This is a genomic window from Streptomyces sp. NPDC058045 (assembly GCF_042885635.1).
In the GTDB taxonomy this organism is placed as follows: Bacteria; Actinomycetota; Actinomycetes; order Streptomycetales; family Streptomycetaceae; genus Streptomyces.
Genome location: NZ_JBHVRR010000001.1, coordinates 102,713 through 121,259, shown reverse-complemented (window position 1 = coordinate 121,259; position 18,547 = coordinate 102,713). Strand labels below are relative to the sequence as shown.

Below are 18,547 nucleotides of genomic sequence, written 5' to 3'. Positions count from 1 at the left end.
CCCAAACCCCGCCCCGGGGGGGGGGGGCGGGGGCGGGGGCCCCCCCCGCCCCCCCCCGGGGCGCCCCCCCCGCCTGGCGGGGGCCCCCCCCGACGGGGTGTTCCGCTCAGCGGCAGCAGCGGCAGCGGCTCCGCTCAGCAGCAGCGGCTCTGCGGATTCTCTTCCCGGTGGCGCGTCCGATGGTGCTCGTACGCGCGCCGGGTGGGCACCGGTTCGCCCGGGTGCTGCTCACGGTGCCGCTCGCAGTGGCGTTCGTAGTCCGCGGTCCCGGAGATCTCCCGGAGGTACCAGGTGAGGCCCTGCCGCAGCTTGGTGAGCGGACCGGGGTGCCCGTCCGGGGTCACCGCTGCTCCGGCGGTCCGGCCATCGCGTCGGCGAGGGTTTCGGAGCGGCCCGCCGGGACGACGATCTCCGACTCCACGAAGGGCGTCTCGGCGGTGGGCAGCGGCTCGCGGGAGCGTACGGCGCGGACGCAGACCACGGCGGCGTGCCCCACCACCAGCACGACCAGGACCAGGAAGCAGGCCATGATGACGCCGTCCACGGTGGAGTTGAGCACCACCGTCTTCATGTCGTCCAGGGTCTTCGCCGGGGGGAGGACCTTCCCCGAGTCGAGCGCGTCGGCGTACAGCTTGCGCTGGGCGAAGAAGCCGATCTTGGGGTTGTCGTCGAAGACCTTCTGCCAGCCCGCGATGAAGGTGACCGCGAGGTCCCACACCATCGGGACGCCCGTGACCCAGGCCCAGCGCAGCTTGCCCGCCTTGATGAGGAGGGTGGTGCAGACGGCCAGCGCGACGCCCGCGAGGAGCTGGTTGGCGATACCGAACAGCGGGAAGAGCTGGTTGATCCCGCCCAGCGGGTCGGTGGCGCCGACATAGAGGAAGTAGCCCCACAGGGCGACCATGATGGCGCTGGTGAACCAGATGCCCGGCTTCCAGGACACCCGGCCGATGGGCTTCCAGACGTTGCCCAGCATGTCCTGGAGCATGAAGCGGCCGACACGGGTGCCGGCGTCCACGGTGGTCAGGATGAACAGCGCCTCGAACATGATCGCGAAGTGGTACCAGAACGCCTTCATACCGGCGCCGCCGAAGATCCCCGAGAAGATCTCCGCCATACCGAAGGCCAGGGTGGGGGCGCCGCCGGTGCGGGAGAGCAGGCTCTGCTCCTCCACCGACTTGGCGGCCGCCGCCAGATCGTCCGGGCTGATGCTGAAGCCGAGATGCGCCACCGCCTGGGACGCGCTGTCCACCGTGGTGCCGAGCAGGCCCGCCGGTGCGTTCATCGCGAAGTAGAGGCCGGGGTCGAGCACCGAGGCCGCGATGAGCGCCATCACGGCGACGAAGGACTCGGTGAGCATTGCCCCGTAGCCGATGAGGCGGACCTGCGACTCCTTCTGGATCAGCTTGGGGGTGGTGCCGGAGGACACCAGCGCGTGGAAGCCGGAGAGGGCGCCGCAGGCGATGGTGATGAACAGGAACGGGAACAGCGCACCGGCGAAGACCGGTCCCGCGCCGCTGGAGGCGAACTCGCTCACCGCGTCGTTCTTCAGCGTCGGCGCGGTGAAGATCACGCCGATCGCGAGCAGCACAATGGTGCCGACCTTCATGAAGGTGGACAGGTAGTCCCGGGGCGCCAGCAGCATCCACACCGGCAGCACCGAGGCGACGAACCCGTAGCCGACGAGGCAGAAGACCAGGGTGGTCGGGGTCCAGGTGAAGGCGTCGGCGAGGGAGGAGTTCTCGACCCAGCCGCCGCCGATGATCGCCAGGAGCAGCAGGGCGACGCCGATCAGGCTGGTCTCCAGGACGCGGCCGGGCCGCAGAAAGCGCATGTAGAAGCCCATGAGGAGGGCGATGGGGATCGTCATGGACACCGAGAAGGTGCCCCACGGGGAGGCCGCCAGCGCGTTGACGACGACGAGGGCCAGCACCGCCAGGATGATGACCATGATCGCCAGCACCGCGATCAGCGCGGCGACACCGCCGACCCTGCCGATCTCGTCGCGGGCGATCTGGCCGAGGCTCTTGCCGTCCCGCCGCATGGAGATGAAGAGGACGACCATGTCCTGGACGGCCCCGGCGAAGATCACGCCGACCACGATCCAGATGGTGCCCGGAAGGTAGCCCATCTGCGCCGCCATGACGGGCCCGACGAGCGGACCGGCCCCGGCGATGGCGGCGAAGTGATGGCCGAACAGGATGCGCCGGTCGGTCGGTTGGAAGTCGATGCCGTCGTCCAGGCGCTCGGCCGGGGTGGCCCGCTTGTCGTCCAGTTCCAGCACCCGGCGGGCGATGAACCGCGAGTAGAAGCGGTAGGCGATGGCGTACGAGCCGAGCGCGGCCGCCACCAGCCAGATCGCGGAGACGTCCTCCCCCCGGGAGAGGGCGACCACGCCCCACGCGGCGGCGCCGACCAGGGCGACGCCGGTCCATATGAGGATCGATTTCACAGGTGGCCGCGCGCTGCGGGCGCCGTTGAGGGACACGGTTGCTCCAAGGAGTCGGGGATGCTGGCGCATCTCGCGGAATCGGGTTCTGCCGGTGGGGAGTTGGCGCCCTGAGCCGCCCGTCCAGGCGTGGGCCGGGGCAGGGCTGCTCTGCTCCCGGTGGCTCGGCCGTCGGGAGCGGGGCGGATGGCGGGACGTCAGTTGTTGCTCAGTCAGCTCCGGGTTGTCCTCCACGGGCACCCGCGGCGGTGTTCCGGCAGGTGGCTGCCGTTGCCGCGCGGGTGAACCGCGGTACGTCGGTGGGCTGTTCATTGGCTGAAATCAGTGGTTCACTCCTGAGCGGTCAGGGTCGATCTCGCTCGACGCTGATGGCTTTCCGGCCTGACGGCGGCCCTCCTGGCACGGGGTTCGCGTCCGGTAGTTGCTCGGTGACCCGAGAGGGTTTACCGCGACTCGGCCGAGTTTCTTCCCGGCGGTACGAAATGCCGCCGCGGGGAACGGAACCGGCCGCGCTCCGGACTGGCATCGCGTCACTTCGAGCGTGGAGGAGCCATGAACAGCCCTGGCGCTGTCATCACTTGTTCGGCCGTCGTGCTGGTGGGCTCGGCGGTCGCCCTGCGGAGTGCCCGCCCTCCGGCGGGAGCCACCGGGGGCAGGACGGCACTTGAGGACTGGGCACTGGCCGGCCGCGGTCAGGGCAGCGGTCTGCTCTGGTGCCTCCTCGGCGGCACCGTGTACACGGCGTACACCTTCACCGCCGTGCCCGGCGCCGTCTTCACCTCCGGCGGCATCGGCTTCTACGCCCTGCCCTACACGGTGGTCATCTGCGCGATCGGCTTCGTCCTGCTGCCCCGGCTGGCGGCCACGGCACGGGCCCACGGGCACATCACCGTCGCCGACTTCGTCCGCGCGCGCTACGGCTCCTCGCTGCTGGCGCTCGCCGTCTCCCTCACCGGCATCTTCGCCCTGATGCCCTATATCGCACTCCAACTGCTGGGCCTGCGCGCCGTGTTGAGCGTCCTCGGTATGCGGCAGGACGGACTCGTCGGGGACGCGGCCCTCACCGCCGTCTTCGCCGTACTGGCCTTCTCCACCTACCGGTACGGGCTGCGGGCACCGACCCGGACCTCCGTCGTCAAGGCGGTGCTGGTGGTCGGGGCGACCGTGGCGCTCGCCGGCCTGGTGGTGACCCGCCTCGGATCGCCGGCCGCGCTCTTCGCCCGCGCCGAGGCCGCCTTCGCCACGCGGGGCGGCCTCCCCGCCGGTGAAGGCGCCCTCGTCCCCGACCCCTCGCTGGCGCCGGCGTACGTCTCCCTCGCCGTCGGCTCGGCGCTGGCGCTGTTCGCCTTCCCGCATGTGCTCCAGACCGCCTTCTCCGCCCGCTCCGGCGATGTGCTGCGCAAGACCTCGGTGGCGCTCTCCGGGTGGACGGCGATGCTGGGCCTGTTCGCCCTCTTCGGTATCGCGGCGCTCGCGGCCGGGGTGCGCACCCCGGAGGGGCGCAGCGAACTCGCCATCCCGCTCCTCGTCCTCGACCTCGCCCCCGGGTGGGCGGCCGGGCTGATCCTGGGCGCCATCGTGGTCGCGGCACTGGTCCCCGCCGCGGTCATGTCCATCGGCGCGGCCACCCTCTTCGCCAGGAACATCTACCTGGAGTTCGTCAACCCCGGCGCCACCACGGCCCAGGTGACCCGCATCGCCCGGCTGATGTCACTGGTCGTCAAGGTGGGCGCGCTGGCCTTCGCCCTCGGGGTGCACGACCAGGCCGCCATCAACCTCCATCTGCTGGGCGCGGTATGGGTGTTGCAGATCCTGCCCGCCATCGTGCTGGGCCTGCTGCGCCGCACACCGCACGCGCTCTCCCTGCTCGCGGGGTGGCTGCTCGGCATGGTGGTCGGCACCGCACTGGTCAGCCGGGGCGGCTTCTCCTCCCTGGTACGGCTCTCGTTCGGCTCCCTGGACGTCCAGATGTACTCGGGCCTGGTCGGCCTCGCCGCCAACCTCGGCGTGGTCGCCCTGGCCAGCCCCCTGCTGGACCGCCTCGGCGTACCACGCGGCCTGCCCGGCCTGCTCCTGAGACCCGTCGCAGGTGCGGTACGGGGGAACGGGGCCGCGAAGTGAGAGAGACGGAGAAGCCCTGGCGGCGTACCGACGCGCGCACCACGGTCATCGGGGACCAGACCTCCACCGCCCCCGCCCCCGCGGACACCCCCGCCCTCCCCGCCGACACCGAACCAGGCGTCGACCTGCGCGACGTCGAGCGGGAGACCGCGATGATCCGGCTCTTCGACGGCCACCACGCCCAAATGGTGCGGCTGGCCGTGCTGTTGGGCGCCGACCAGGACGCGGAGGACGTCGTGGCGGAGGCGTTCTGCGTCCTGCACAGCCGCTGGTACCGACTCCGTGCCCCGGAGTCCGCGGCCGCGTACCTTCGTTCTGTGGTGTGCAACCTCGTCCGGATGCGGATACGCCGCCTCCAGGTCTCGCGCCGCCATGCCGACGTGCAACTCGACCCGATCGCCTCCGCCGAGTCGACGGCGATGCTGCACGAGGACCAGCGGCAGGTGGTCGACGCGCTGAAGGGGTTGCCCACGCGGCAGAGGGAGGCGCTGGTGCTGCGGTACTGGATGGATCTCAAGGAACGGGAGATCGCCGACGCGATGGGGATCAGTACGGGTGCGGTCAAATCGCACATCTCCCGTGCCATGCATACGCTTTCGCGTGCCATGGGATCGACACGGTGAGTGTGGACGACCCCGAGACCCGGCTACGCGAGACCCTCGATTCGCTCGCCTCGACGGTGGCGCCGTCCCCGGACGCCTACGCCCGCGCCCGCAAGGAGTGGCAGCGCCGGGACCGCCGACGGCGGCTGATCATGCTGGTGCTCGCGGTGCTGGTCGTGGCGGTCGCCGACCTCGTCGGACTGTGGGCGCTCAACTCCCTGAGCGAGCCGCACCCGGCACCGCGCCATGAGCGGATCGACGTGATCGTCCAACCCTGACGACCACCGGCGCCGGATCGGGACGGGCGGCGAGCGGAGCCCGGCTCGCCGCCCCGGCCATACACACCGCCTACGGCCGCATTCCCCGCGCACCCACCCGACCCAGGAGTACCCAAGTGCCCAGCACCACCCCCGACTTCACCGGCAGGAAGGCCGACGCCATCGGCGGCACCAGCGGCATGGGCCTCGCCTCGCCCCCCACGTCGACGGCGGCGTCATGGCCGGCCGCAACTGACCACCCCCCGCCACCTCCCACCCGTACCCGAACAGCACAGGAGCAGCGAATGACCTACCACGAGCACAGCGACCACCAGTACGCCAAGGACCTGCGCGCCGGCGCCCCGGACGCCTTCAAGGCGTTCATCGGCTTCGACCAGGCGGCCCTGTCCGGATCGGGCAAGGTCATCCCGCGCAAGTACACCGAACTCATAGCCGTGGCCGTGGCGTTGACCACCCAGTGCGCCTACTGCGTCGAGGCCCACACCAAGGCCGCGCACGCCGAGGGTGCGACCAAGGAGGAGCTGGCGGAGACCACCATGATCGCGGCCGCCCTCCGCGCCGGCGGCGCCTTCGCCCACGGCTTCATGGCCATGAAGTTCTACGACCAGGCAGGCCAGGCAAGCCAGTTGGACCCGTCGGATCAGGCGCAGCAGGGCGAGTAGCCGCCAGCCGCTCCGCTCGTACGAGGGCTGGGCCCGCCGCCGCTCACCGGCCTCACAGGCTTTCGTCGGCTGTGAGCAGGCGGCCCAGCGCCTCGTCGACCGTGGAACGGGGGCAGCCCAGGTTCACCCGCATATAGCCGTGGCCCTCGGCCCCTAACTTCTGCCCCTTGTCCAGCTATAGCCGAGCCCTGGTGAGCATGAACCGGTCCAGGGCCTCGGCGTCCATCCCGAGCCCGCGGCCCGAATTCGACGCGGCGCTCGCCGGAATCCCCGAAGTGGTCGAAGCCCAGCGGCTGTTCGGGGAGCCGGACTACCTGATCCGGGTGGTGAGCGCCGACCTGCCCTCGTACCAGCGGCTCTATGAATCGGTGCTCATCCATCTCCCCGGGGTCCGCGGCCTCAACTCCACCATCGTGATGAAGCAGGCCGTCCACCCCCGCCCCCTACCCCAGCGCCCGACCCGGCCGACCTGAACTCGCCCCGCGCTGTCGGACGTTGGGGCGGGCGGCCGTTGCCGTCACGGTGTGCGGAAGCCCTGCGCGGCTGTGTCAACGTCGGTCATCGTGCTGTTCCTTCGCGCGGGTGCCGGTGGCCGCACCGGCTCAGGCGCCGCGCCAGATGTTGTCGAAGGCCGCGTCCTCGATGGAACGGCGCTGCCGCTCGCCCTCCAGCTCCAGTTCCGCGCCGCCGACCGCCGCCAGGACCGCGACCACCGGGTCGGAGAGGGCGGAGGCGTCGACGGTCGGCTCGTCGTCTCGGCGGACGGCCGTGGACAGGGCCAGCAGGACCGGTTCGCCCTCCGCATGGCGGGCCGCAGCGGCTTGGCGCGCCGCCGACTCGACGGTCCGCGGCGGATTCGGCATCAGCCGGTGCGCACTCCGGGCGACCAGGCCCTCCGCCTGGCACACGGCCACATACTCCGCGGCCAGACCACGCCCCCGGCGCCACAGCCACTCGTCCACCGACTCGTACGGCGCCTCCCGCACCAGCGAGGACACGGCCCGGCGCAGCAGCTCGTCCTCCTGCTCGGGCGCCAGCCCCGGCACGATGCGCTCGCCCTGGAGCGAGACGGCCTCCGCAGCCATGAGGTCGATCAGCTCCGCGCCCGCCAGCGCGAGCGACAGGGCGCCCTGGTCCGCGGGCGCCCCGAGTGCCCGGTCCAGGGAGATCAGCAGCAGGTCACGCGCGGTGTTCATGGGTGACTCCCTCTGTTCCAGGCGCCGGGCTCCGGCGTCAGGTCGTGCAGTCCGGGCAGAGGCCGCGGTAGGTGAGCTCCACCCCGGACACCGAGAAGCCGAAGCGCTCCGACTCCGGCAGGTCCGCGAGCGGGTCGCCCACCGGGTGCACGTCCCGGATGGCGCCGCAGTGGGAGCACAGCAGGTGGTGGTGGGGGCGATGGGCGTTCGGGTCGTAGCGCTTGGCGCGGTGGTCCGTCGAGACCTCGACGACCTCGCCCAGGGACACGAGTTCACCGAGGGTGTTGTAGACCGTCGCCCGCGAGATCTCGGGGAGCCGCTCCGCGGCTCGCGCCTGCACCTCTTCCGCGGTCAGATGGACGTGGTCGCCGTCGAGCACCTCGGCCACCACGCGCCGCTGCGCCGTGAGACGCCAGCCGCGCGTCCGAAGTCTCCCCAGGAGGTCGCTCATAGCACGTCAGCGTAGCAGCGATTCGATCAAATCGAGACCGTGTACGTATCTGGATCCTGGGTTGACTTGGACTTCGTCCATTGTAGGATCGGCGGTGATCGACGCCAGAAGCCAAAGGCAGCAAGAGGCAGATCGTGCGGGGGCAAGGACGCGACCGGCCGGGATTGCGGCTTGAACGCATGAGACGCACCACTCACCCAGGAGCGAGCTTTGACCGAGAACAACCAGAAGCCGTTGACAACCGCCGCCGGCGCGCCGGTCGCGGACAACCAGAACTCGCTGACGGCCGGTCCGCGCGGTCCGATGCTCCTGCAGGACGTGTGGTTCCTGGAGAAGCTCGCGCACTTCGACCGCGAGGTCATCCCGGAGCGCCGGATGCACGCCAAGGGCTCCGGCGCGTTCGGCACGTTCAAGGTGACGCACGACATCACCCGGTACACCAGCGCGAACATCTTCTCCGAGGTCGGCAAGGAGACGGAGCTGTTCGTCCGCTTCTCCACCGTCGCGGGTGAGCGCGGCGCGGCCGACGCCGAGCGCGACATCCGCGGCTTCGCCGTGAAGTTCTACACGGACGAGGGCAACTGGGACCTGGTCGGGAACAACACCCCGGTCTTCTTCTTCCGCGACCCGCTGAAGTTCCCCGACCTCAACCGCGCGGTGAAGCGCGACCCGCGCACCAACCTCCGCGACGCCGAGAACAACTGGGACTTCTGGACCCACCTCCCCGAGGCCCTGCACCAGGTCACCATCGTGATGTCGGACCGCGGCATCCCCGCCTCGTACCGGCACATGCACGGTTTCGGTTCGCACACCTACAGCCTGGTCAACGCCGAGGGCGAGCGGTTCTGGGTCAAGTTCCACCACCGCACCGAGCAGGGCATCAAGAACCTCACCGACGCCGAGGCCGAGGCCCTGGTCGGTCAGGACCGCGAGTCCCACCAGCGCGACCTCTACGACGCGATCGAGAACGGCGACTTCCCCAAGTGGAAGCTGTTCATCCAGGTCATGCCGGAGGCCGACGCGGAGAACTACCGCTTCCACCCCTTCGACCTCACCAAGGTCTGGTCGAAGAAGGACTACCCGCTGATCGAGGTCGGCGAGTGGGAGCTCAACCGCAACCCGGAGAACTACTTCGCCGACGTCGAGCAGGCCGCCTTCACCCCGGCCAACGTCGTCCCGGGCATCAGCTACTCGCCCGACAAGATGCTCCAGGGCCGCCTCTTCTCCTACGGCGACGCCCAGCGCTACCGCCTCGGCGTCAACCACCACCAGATCCCGGTCAACGCCGCGAAGAACCCGGTGAACACCTACCACCGCGACGGTGCCCTGCGCGTCGACGGCAACCAGGGTTCCACCCCCGGCATCGAGCCCAACTCGTACGGCCGCTGGCAGGAGCAGCCGGCCTACCGCGAGCCCAGCCAGGCCGTGGGCGCCGTCGCCGACCGGTTCAACTTCCGTGAGGACGACGACAATTACTTCGAGCAGCCCGGGAACCTGTTCCGGCAGATGAGCCCCGAGCAGCAGCAGGCTCTCTTCGCCAACACGGCGCGCGCCATCAACGGCGCCTCGGAGCAGACCGTCGAACGCCACATCGCCAACTGCACCCAGGCCGACCCGGCCTACGGCGAAGGCGTCCGCAAGGCGATCGAGGCCCTGGCGGCCGGCCGGCTCTGAACCGGCACCGACCGCTGAGGTCACCGCGGGCCTCCCACGCACCCGCATCCGGTGCGTGGGAGGCCCGCGGCGTACCGCGGAGACCACGGAGGACCGCATGACCGGGAGGTACGCATGGGCAGTGGGGCGCTGACTCCTGAGCAGACGGAGCGCGTCGTGGCCCTCGCCATGGATCTCGCCCGCGAGGGAAGTACCGGGCAGTTGACGGAGTTCGTCGAGCACGGGCTGCCGGTCGATGTGACCGACGCGGGCGGCAACAGCCTCCTGATGCTCGCCGCCTACCACGGCCACGCCGACACCGTCGAGGCCCTGCTCCGCCTCGGAGCCGACCCCGATCTGCGCAACGCCCGCGACCAATCCCCCATCGCCGGCGCCCTGTTCAAGGGCGAGGACGAGGTGGTGGCCGTACTGTGGGAGGCGAACGCCGATCTCGACGCGGGCACACCGTCCGCACGCGCCACGGCGTCCATGTTCGGCCGCGAGCACCTGCTGACGACTCCGCCCGCCTGACCCGCGCCCCACCCATCGCTGAGGACCGGCGGCGCGACGACCTCGCGCTCGAACTCCGTGCTGTCAGCCGAGCGCGAGGGCGGCCGATGCGTAGATGAGGGCGAGTTGGCCCGGGCCGGCTCTCCGGGGCCGGGCCTGTTCCACGAACTGGCCCAGCTCCGCGCGGACGGTGGCCGAGTCGATGCGCTTGATCACGGGCAGCGTGGCCTCGACGATCTGGCAGGCGTCGTCGAGGCGGCCGACACCGGCCAGGGCTGTCGCCTGCCGAACCGCGAAGCGGGCCTGCGAGTTGCTGTCCGCCGGGACGGTCGGCCGGCGCCGGCGCTCGGCGGCGAAAAGGTCGGCGGCCAGCTCGAAGCGACGGAGGCTGAGCAGACAAGTCGCCTCGATGAGCCGGGGGTTGCCGTTCTCGACGCGCGGACCCCAGTGAAGGGTTCGGTCTCCGACGACCTCGGCCGTGTGGCTTCTGAACCGCTCCAGTGCCTCCCGGCAGGCCCCCGCATCGCCACGGCGCGCATAGCCCTGGGCCGCGCGCCGCGCGGCGTGCGCGCGGATCACCGGGGTGGCCGCCGGGTGCCCGGCCGCCCGGTCGGCGAATCCGATCGCCGCATCGGTGTCGCCGCGGTGCTGGGCGATGAACGCCTTGCGGACCAGGGCATACGCGGCCACTGTTTCGTCCCCGCCGTGTGCGCCCCAGCGGACCGCGAGATTCGTCCAGCGCAATGCCTCCGCGGGATTTCCCGCCTCTTGCGCCATCCACCCCGTGTATTCGGCGAACTTCGAGGCCAGCAGCCAGATTTCGGCACGCTGCTCGCCAACGGCGTGCGGACCGGCGTCCGTCAGCATCCGCGTGATCGACTTCATGGAAGCGGTGACGAATCTCGGTCCGGTGAGTCTGCCGATGTCCTTCAGCTCCCACAGGACCCGCTCGTATCCGGCGACCACGGGGCCGGCCTCGATGACGCCCTCGGTGCGGACGCCGCGGCGGCCGGCCAACTCGGCGAGTTCCCCGCCGGTGCCGAATGCCGCGTCACATGCCGCTGCCACGGCGGGCGTCGGGTTGCGTAACCCGCTCTCCAGATTGCAGATCTGCCCTTCGGACACGTTCGCACGCCGGGCGCACTCGCGGACGCTCCACCCCCGCCGTGCCCGGAGTGTGGCCAGGACGACGCCGAAGTCGCCCGGCGGCAGACGCGCGTCGGTCGATCTCCCCGCGGAGACCTTCCCTGCCGCGCTGTCCGCCTGGTCCATACCGGCCAGCGTACGGAGTTCCGCGGCCGCTATTCAATCCCCGGTGAATAGCCACCGAGCGTGTACTCGACTCCTGGGGTGAGCACGATTCCTGACGTCAAGGCCTGCCAGAGAGGGGGCAATTGTGCCGCGTATCTTCCTCAGCTTTCGTAAACCGGACTCCCGGTGGATACGAGATCGCGTCTACCGCGCGCTGTCCGACCGCTTGGGTGCCGACGAGATCTTCAAATCGGGCCAGTCGATAACGCCCGGGGCCGACTTCGCAGAGATCCTGCTGCGGCAGGCCGCCGAGTGCGAACTCATGTGTGTACTGATCGGGCCGGGTTGGCTCGACGCGCGGGGCGAGGACGGTGTGCGGCTCCTGGAGCGGGCTCACGACTGGGTCCGCCTGGAGATCGCGACAGCTCTGCGGGCGGGAAACCGCGTCGTCCCGGTCCTGCTGGGGGACGCCACGATGCTGCCCGACGCCTCGTCGCTGCCGGCCGAGATCGCGGAGCTGGCGCGCCTGCAGTTCCTCCGCGTTCCGGAGACCCATCTGCCGGACGGGCTGCGGCACTTGGGCGACGCGGTGGCCGCTCTCCTCTCCGATGCCGACGCCGATACCGACCCGGCTGTCGAACCCGGGCACGGCACGACTCCGGCCCCCGATCCGGAGCCGTCAGTGACCATGACGGCCCATGTGTCCGGTGGTGGCAGCGCCTACCAGGCCGCCCGTGATCAGACGATCAGGCTGACGTGAGGGGCGGACGATGGATCATCCCGGAGTAGACGGTGCTCAGCGGATTGGGCCCTACGCACTGCTCGGAGAACCGGGCACGGTCGCCGGAGGCCAGGTCTTCGCGGCCCGCACGGAAGGGGGGCCGCTCGTCACGGTCACGGTCGTGGGGCCCGAACTCGCCGCGGACCCGGGCTTCCGGGACCGGTTCCGAGCCGCCGTCGAAGCCGCACAGACGCTGTCCGGTGCCTTCCTCGTACCGGTGGTGGACGCCGACGCCGACGCGCCGGTCCCTTGGCTGGCGACCGGGTTCACCGCCGGACTGCCACTCCGGCAGGTGGTGGACCGGCACGGCCCGCTGTCCGAACCGGCCCTGCGCGTGCTCGCAGACGGCCTCGCCCAGGCGCTGGCCGCACTCCACGCGGCCGGGACGGTCCACGGCGAGGTGAGCCCGGACTCGGTACTGCTGACCATGGACGGGCCCCGCATCGCCACCCTGGGGATCGGGGGAGCCACCCGCAGTCCGGCACCCTCACCGGCGGACGACATGTTCGACCTCGGGTCGACCGTGCTGTTCGCGGCTTCCGGAGGCGAGCCGGACACGCACGCCCTCCCCGTGTCGCTGCGCGAGGTGATCGGCGGCTGCCTGTACCCGGAACCGTCGGACCGTCCCACCGCGGAGCAACTCGTCGACTATCTGAGGCGTCAGAACCTGCCGACCCTGGAGGGCAGTTGGCTGCCGCCGGCGGTGACCGCCGACCTGGCCGCCGCGGCCGCGGCGATGGGATCGGTGTCCACCGGCGGCAGCGGCCCGGACCCGTTTCCCGCGCCGCGGGTGATCGCCGCCGGCACGGGTATCAGTCGCCGGAAGCTGATCACCGGTCTGGCCGGGGGCGCGGTCGTACTCGGCGGAGCCGCGGCGGCACTCGCCTTTTCCGGCGACTCCTCGCCGGCACCCGACGGCCGGGCCGGGTCCACTGCGCGGTCGGCCTCTCCGTCAGGCGCGCCTTCCGCGTCGGCCTCCGCTGCGTCGCCGTCCTCGAAGGACGGACCGGAACCGATCGTTCTGGCCGGACCCGACGCCGCCAAGGCCTGGTCGGGCGCCGGTAAGCACGCCCCCACCTGCCTGGAAGCGTCCGACAAGGTGGTCATGGTGGTCACGGGCACCGCCACGTCCTTCCTGGACGCCGCGACCGGAAAATCCGTGTTCCCGCCGCGGAACACGACCAACGACTTCGGCACGACCAGCCTCAGGTACCCGACGGCGTACGCGGACGGAGTATTCTACCTGCTCTGCGACGTGCCGGGTCAGACGGGCCTGCTGGCGGCGTTCGACGCCGCCAGCGGGAAGGTGAAGTGGGCGACCAAGATGGCCGACGCCGATCCCGGCGGCGGCACACACGCGGCGAGGTACCTGAGCGACTTCGTGGCGGTCGCGGGGGACACGGTGTACGTATGCGGGCAGATGCTCAAGACATCCGGATCGTTCTCGGCCAAGGCACCGAGCAGCGGCTACATCCGTGCGTTCAACGCCGCGACCGGCAAGGGACTGTGGCGGGTCAAGGGCACGGACATCAACAACGTGCTCGTGCCGCCCACCGGTTCCCACCTGCTGGCCACCTCGGCCGTTCCGGGCAGGAAACCCGGCCGCGTCCAGATGATCGACGCCGGCCGGAGAGGCGCCCGCGGCTGGAAGGTATCCGTCCCGCACGCCGCGTACTACTTCACCACCGGCTGGCCGCTGACGTGCTACGCCGACGGGCTGTTCCTGTTCGCCGGCGGCAACGGCGACAAGCTGTTCGCCGTCGACGCGGTCACGGGCAGCGAGAAGTGGCATCAGCGCTTCGACGCGAAGAACGGGGACCAGGTCCAGATCGGCGCCCCGTTCGCCGGGCTGGACGGGAAGACCGTCTACGTACCGGTCGGCGCCGACCTGGTCGCCCTGTCCTCGGTCGACGGCACTCCGCAGTGGGTCGCGAGGCTCGACGGAGCCAACGACATGGGCGGTTCCAACATGTTCAACGCATCGCTCAGGACGTCCGGCAAGAGCGCGCAGTGTTCGGCCGACACCGTCTTCGCCACCGACGCCGCCAAGACGCTGTGGGCCATCGACGCGGCCACCGGCAGGGCCCGGTGGAAGTACAACGACCCCGGGCAGCCGGACGTGGGGTTCCTGTGGACGGTGGGCGGCGACCAGGTGTTCATCGCCTCCCATCTGACGGTGACCGCGATCTCGGCCCACGGGCGGTAAGGGACAAGGAGAAGACATGGACACGAGTGGGGAACTCGCCGGCCTGGCGTCGGCGGCCGCGGCGCGCCTGATCGATCTGCTGGCGACGGACGGCTGGACCGCGGTCAAGTCCTCGGTCCTGTCGCTTTGGCGGTCGGCGCACCCGGAGCGCGTCGAGGAGGAACTCGCCGATGCGCGCGGCGAGTTGCTTGAGGCCCAGCGGACGGGCGACGGCCAGGAGCTCCAGGGGCTGCTGGTCACCGAGTGGCAGGCCCGCCTCATCCGGCTGATGGCCACGCGGCCGGACGCCGTCGACGAACTGCGCGCGCTGTTCGGTGGGGAACCGCGCGCTGCCGGAAACCCGGAACAGCAGATCACGGGCTCGATGACGCTGGAGGCACACGTCTCCGGCGGCGACGCGTTCCTGGCCGGCCGGGACATGACCGTCACCAGGGACGGACAGGCGTGACGGAACGCGGTACCGGTGCCTCGCCCCCCGATGGGCCGCCCCCCTGGCAGCCGAAACGGCAGGAGGCGAGCGCGACCGGCGGCGGCAGCGTCTTCCAGGCCGGCCGCGACCTCCACGTCCGCCTCGGCGACGAGGGACGCAGAACCGTGCCCGGTCCCGGCGCCGATCAAGTGCTGTGCCCGTACCCGGGCTTGGCCCCGTTCGACGCGCAGCACAAGCAGTGGTTCTACGGCCGTGAGCGCATGGTTCACCTCGTGTGCGAGCGGATGGACGCCCGGATACGTGAAGGGGGCCCGCTGGTGCTCATCGGCCCCTCGGGGGCCGGGAAGTCGTCCCTGCTCGCGGCCGGGGTACTACCGGCCCTGGACGAGGGCCGGCTCCCGGTGGCGGGTTCGAGCACCTGGCCGCGGCTGCTGCTGACCCCGACGGCATCCCCGGCCCTGGCACTGGCGGGCGCCGCCGGGCTCGACGCCGAGACCGCCCGGCGCACGGCAGCGGCATGGCGGGCCGATCCCGCACGGTGCCTCGCGGAGTTGCGCGAGATCACCGGAGCCGGCGGTCCGGAGCCCACCGGGGAGTCCTCCACCGCGGGCCTGGTCGTCGTGGTCGACCAGTTCGAGGAGATCTTCACGGCCTGCGGCGACGAGACCGAACAGCAGTGGTTCATCGACGTGCTCGACCGTCTGGCCCGGCCCACGGGCGGCGCGCTCGTGGTGCTGGGAGTGCGCGCGGACTTCTACGCCGCGTGCACAGCCCATCCGCAGCTCCGGGAAGCGCTCCGGGCCGGACCCGTCCTGCTGGAGCCGATGACGGAGGACGAACTCAAGGACGCGATCCGCCGCCCGGCTGGCAATGTGGGACTCGACGTCGAAGACGGCCTGGTCGAGGTGCTGCTGGCGGACCTGGGCGCGGTCGGGGGACCGGTCGGTACGAGCACCACGGGCCGGCTGCCGCTGCTCGCCCACGCGCTGCGGGCCACCTGGCAGCAGCGCCACGGCCACACGCTCACCGTGGACGGATACCGCGTCACCGGTGGCATCCAGGGCGCCATCGCCACCACGGCGAACAGGCTCTACGACACCCTGCCGCCGCCCTGCCACGAGGCCGCACGGTGGGTGTTCCTGCGGCTCGTCATCGTGGGACGCGACGCCGACGACAGCCGCCGGCGCGTCCGCTACGACGAGTTGCTGCGGCACGCGCCGGATCGGGAGGCCGCCGGCAGAGTCCTGGACGACTTCACCCGTGGCCGGCTGCTGACCCGGGACCAGGACACGGTGGTGATGACACATGAGGTGCTCATCCGCGCCTGGCCCCGGCTGCGGGACTGGATCGAGCACGACCGCAACGGGAACCTCGTACGACAGGATCTGGAAGAGGCGGCCGGGCTCTGGGAACAGGCCGACCGGGAGGCAGCCGCGCTGTACCGCGGCAACCGTCTGGAGGCCGCACTCGCCTGGGCCGAGACGCACGGACCGGAACTCAGCGGCGCCGCCCGGGCGTTCCTGACAGCCTCCCGCCACCACCAGCGGCGCGGGCAACGGCTCCGGCGCGCCGCGGTCGCCACCATCACCACCCTGGCCCTGGTCGCCTCGGCGGCCGCGGTGTTCGCCTTCCGGCAGGAAGCCCAGGCCGTGCGAGACCGCGACCAGGCCATCAACGCCGCCGTCACCTCCGCCTCCGTGCAACTGGCGCCGACCGATCCCTCGCTGTCCGCTCAACTCGCCCTGACCGCCTACCGCATGGACCCCACCCCGGAAGCGGCGTCCCGGCTCATCTCGACCGAGAACACACCGCTGGACACCCGGCTTCCCGGCCCGCGCGGCGCGGTGTACACCGTGGCCTACAGTCCCGACGGGCACATGCTGGCGGCCGGGAACGTCCGCCAGAACCTCGTCCGGCTGTGGGACGTCTCCGATCCCAGCCGTCCGGTGGCGCTGGGCCGACCCGTGCCCGTGGACCGTTCCGTCAACTCCATCCTGTCGCTCGCGTTCAGCCCGGACGGCCGGGTGCTGGCCGTCGGCGGCCGCACCAGCCACAACGGCGACGCCGGTTCCGGCGGATTCGTCGACCTGTGGAGCCTGACCAGCCCCAGCCACCCGGTCCTGCTCGGCCGGCCGAAGAGTCCCGCCGTTCAGGGCCTGGACGCCATGGCCGCCATCGAATCGGTGGCGTTCAGCCCCGACGGCCGCACCCTGGCCGCCGGATCGCACGCCGGACTCGTCAGCCTGTGGAACGTCACCCGCCCCGACGACGTCAAGCCCGCGAAAGCGCCCCTGAACCTCGACTGCCCCCACGTCTTCTCCGGTCGCATCGCGTTCAGCCCCACCGGGCGCACCCTGGCCGCCACCTGCGACGACGACGCCGGCACCATCCGCCTGTGGAACACCGCCGACCCGGCCCACCCCGGCCGCGGCCGTTCCCTGAAGGCCGGGCATCGCGTCAACACCCTGGCGTTCAGCCCCGACAGCCACACCCTGGCCGCCGGATCCAGCGACAGCACGGTCCACCTGTGGAAGGTCGCGGATCCCGGCCACCCCGCCCCCCTGGTCAAGCCGCTGACAGGTCCCGCCCAGCCCGTCATGTCGGTGGCGTTCAGCCCGGACGGTCACACCCTGGCGGCCGGCAGCGCCGACCACACCATCCATCTGTGGAACGTCACCCACCCCGAGGCCATCGGCCCGCTGGGCCGGCCGCTGACCGGTCCCGGCGACGCGGTCAGCGACGTGGTCTTCAGCCCCGACAGCCGCACCCTGGCAGCCGGGAACCTTGACGGCAGCGTCGATCTGTGGAATCTGCCGCCGACCCGGATCAGCGGCGCCGGCGGCAATGTGGCATCGGTGGCGTTCCGACCTGACGGGCGCACCCTGGCCGCCGGGAACCAGAACAACACCGTTTCGCTGTGGAACACCGCCGACCCCAACCACCCCGCTCCCCGCGGTGATCCGCTCACCGGCCCCGAGGATCCGGTCGAAGCCGTGGCGTTCAGCCCGGACGGGCACACCCTGGCCGCAGGTGACGGCGGCGGCACCGTCACCTTGTGGAACACCGCCGACCCCAGCCGTCCCGTTCGCCTCCGTGAGACCCTCACCGGGGCGCACGGGCCCGTCTTCTCCCTGGCGTTCAGCCCCGACGGCGACACCCTGGCCGTGGCCGGCGACGACCCGCTCGACAGCATCGCCCTGTGGGACGTCAGCGACCCCGCGCACCCCGTCGTCCAGCCCGGCATCTCCAACGACCACACGAGGTCCGTCAAGTCCCTGGCGTTCAGCCGCGACGGCACGATGCTGGCGGCCGGCGGCGACGGCAGCAACGGCGAGGTCGGCCTGTGGAGCACGACGGACCCCGGGGTCCGCGTCGGGCAGAAGATCGACCAGCCGGCCGGCACCAGCACCTGGGTGGCGTTCAGCCCCGACGGCCGTACGCTCGCCACCGGGAACAGCCGCGGCACCATCACCCTGTGGAACGCCACCGACCCCAACCACCTCACGCGCAGGGGCAGTTCCCTGACGGTACCCGGCGGCAGCCTGTGGTCGGTGGCGTTCAGCCCGGACGGTCACACCCTCGCGGCGGCCGGCCACACCGACGACGGCACCATCAACCTGTGGGACGTCACCGATCCCGACCACCCCACCTCCATCGGCCGGCCGCTGACCGTGGAGACCGGACCCGTCGCCGTTCTGGCGTTCAGCCCCGACGGTCACACCCTGGCCGCCACCACCGACGACGGCGTGGCCACGCTCTGGGACCTCGACGTCGAGTCCGCCATCAGCCGGATCTGCGCCGGGAGCTCCGGCGCCCTGACCCGTCAGCAATGGAGCCGATACGTCCGCCAACTCCCGTACAACCCACCCTGCGTGACCACCAAGTGACCTGCGCCTCACGGCCCAGACAGGGGCCGGCTGATCACCCATGGCCGGATCAGAGACCCGTGCCAGCAGC

At 71.3% G+C, this 18,547-nt stretch carries 16 protein-coding genes; 11 read left to right on the top strand and 5 right to left on the bottom strand.

Going from position 1 to position 18,547, the window contains the following annotated elements; genetic code table 11:
- Window positions 1-134: 134 nt before the first annotated feature.
- Window positions 135-344: a YbdD/YjiX family protein gene (locus tag ACFVST_RS00590; RefSeq protein WP_390145374.1), complete on the bottom strand. Its 210-nt coding sequence runs from the start codon at window positions 342-344 to the stop codon at window positions 135-137.
- Window positions 341-2,521, bottom strand: a complete 2,181-nt coding sequence (locus ACFVST_RS00585; protein ID WP_390145372.1) for a carbon starvation CstA family protein — start codon at window positions 2,519-2,521, stop codon at window positions 341-343. The genes ACFVST_RS00590 and ACFVST_RS00585 overlap by 4 nt, the downstream gene beginning before the upstream one ends.
- Before the next feature lie 480 nt (window positions 2,522-3,001).
- Here ACFVST_RS00585 and ACFVST_RS00580 point away from each other — a divergent pair, with 480 nt between their 5' ends.
- From ACFVST_RS00580 to ACFVST_RS00560, 5 genes are all read left to right on the top strand, one after another.
- Complete coding sequence (locus ACFVST_RS00580) at window positions 3,002-4,570, top strand: sodium:solute symporter (RefSeq protein WP_390145370.1); 1,569 nt, start codon at window positions 3,002-3,004, stop codon at window positions 4,568-4,570.
- Window positions 4,567-5,193 (top strand): RNA polymerase sigma factor, encoded by a 627-nt coding sequence (locus tag ACFVST_RS00575; RefSeq protein ID WP_390145368.1) that lies wholly within the window; start codon window positions 4,567-4,569, stop codon window positions 5,191-5,193. Before ACFVST_RS00580 ends, ACFVST_RS00575 begins: the two co-directional genes overlap by 4 nt.
- Window positions 5,190-5,450: a hypothetical protein gene (locus ACFVST_RS00570; RefSeq protein WP_390145366.1), complete on the top strand. Its 261-nt coding sequence runs from the start codon at window positions 5,190-5,192 to the stop codon at window positions 5,448-5,450. The genes ACFVST_RS00575 and ACFVST_RS00570 overlap by 4 nt, the downstream gene beginning before the upstream one ends.
- A gap of 116 nt (window positions 5,451-5,566) precedes the next feature.
- The gene (locus ACFVST_RS00565; RefSeq protein WP_390145364.1) at window positions 5,567-6,112 is read left to right on the top strand and encodes a carboxymuconolactone decarboxylase family protein; all 546 of its coding nucleotides are present in this window, start codon (window positions 5,567-5,569) and stop codon (window positions 6,110-6,112) included.
- Between the two features lie 167 nt (window positions 6,113-6,279).
- The gene (locus ACFVST_RS00560; RefSeq protein ID WP_390145362.1) at window positions 6,280-6,585 is read left to right on the top strand and encodes an Lrp/AsnC ligand binding domain-containing protein; all 306 of its coding nucleotides are present in this window, start codon (window positions 6,280-6,282) and stop codon (window positions 6,583-6,585) included.
- Between the two features lie 129 nt (window positions 6,586-6,714).
- On the opposite strand, the gene ACFVST_RS00555 is transcribed toward ACFVST_RS00560, so the two are convergent.
- Window positions 6,715-7,308 carry a GPP34 family phosphoprotein gene (locus ACFVST_RS00555; protein WP_390145360.1) on the bottom strand — a complete coding sequence of 198 codons (594 nt, stop codon included), beginning with the start codon at window positions 7,306-7,308 and terminating at the stop codon, window positions 6,715-6,717.
- 37 nt (window positions 7,309-7,345) lie between these two features.
- On the bottom strand, window positions 7,346-7,759 hold the full coding sequence (locus ACFVST_RS00550; RefSeq protein ID WP_390145358.1) for a Fur family transcriptional regulator: 414 nt from the start codon (window positions 7,757-7,759) through the stop codon (window positions 7,346-7,348).
- A gap of 210 nt (window positions 7,760-7,969) precedes the next feature.
- Here ACFVST_RS00550 and ACFVST_RS00545 point away from each other — a divergent pair, with 210 nt between their 5' ends.
- Together ACFVST_RS00545 and ACFVST_RS00540 are read left to right on the top strand one after the other, a co-directional pair.
- Window positions 7,970-9,433: a catalase gene (locus tag ACFVST_RS00545; protein WP_390145356.1), complete on the top strand. Its 1,464-nt coding sequence runs from the start codon at window positions 7,970-7,972 to the stop codon at window positions 9,431-9,433.
- 114 nt (window positions 9,434-9,547) lie between these two features.
- Window positions 9,548-9,943 (top strand): ankyrin repeat domain-containing protein, encoded by a 396-nt coding sequence (locus ACFVST_RS00540; RefSeq protein WP_390145354.1) that lies wholly within the window; start codon window positions 9,548-9,550, stop codon window positions 9,941-9,943.
- Window positions 9,944-10,006: 63 nt separating this feature from the next.
- Here the strand turns inward: ACFVST_RS00540 and ACFVST_RS00535 are convergent, their stop codons facing one another.
- Window positions 10,007-11,194: a helix-turn-helix domain-containing protein gene (locus ACFVST_RS00535; RefSeq protein WP_390145352.1), complete on the bottom strand. Its 1,188-nt coding sequence runs from the start codon at window positions 11,192-11,194 to the stop codon at window positions 10,007-10,009.
- A gap of 124 nt (window positions 11,195-11,318) precedes the next feature.
- On the opposite strand from ACFVST_RS00535, the gene ACFVST_RS00530 reads away from it, so the two are divergent.
- From ACFVST_RS00530 to ACFVST_RS00515, 4 genes are read left to right on the top strand one after another with little or no spacing between them, the layout of a single operon-like run.
- Window positions 11,319-11,933 carry a toll/interleukin-1 receptor domain-containing protein gene (locus ACFVST_RS00530; RefSeq protein ID WP_390145350.1) on the top strand — a complete coding sequence of 205 codons (615 nt, stop codon included), beginning with the start codon at window positions 11,319-11,321 and terminating at the stop codon, window positions 11,931-11,933.
- Between the two features lie 10 nt (window positions 11,934-11,943).
- Window positions 11,944-14,160: a PQQ-binding-like beta-propeller repeat protein gene (locus tag ACFVST_RS00525; protein ID WP_390145349.1), complete on the top strand. Its 2,217-nt coding sequence runs from the start codon at window positions 11,944-11,946 to the stop codon at window positions 14,158-14,160.
- A gap of 16 nt (window positions 14,161-14,176) precedes the next feature.
- Entirely contained in the window at window positions 14,177-14,608 is a 432-nt protein-coding gene (locus ACFVST_RS00520; protein WP_390145347.1) for a hypothetical protein, read from the top strand.
- A complete protein-coding gene (locus tag ACFVST_RS00515) occupies window positions 14,605-18,477 on the top strand; it encodes a hypothetical protein (protein WP_390145345.1) in 3,873 nt (1,290 codons plus the stop codon). Before ACFVST_RS00520 ends, ACFVST_RS00515 begins: the two co-directional genes overlap by 4 nt.
- Window positions 18,478-18,547 lie beyond the last annotated feature (70 nt).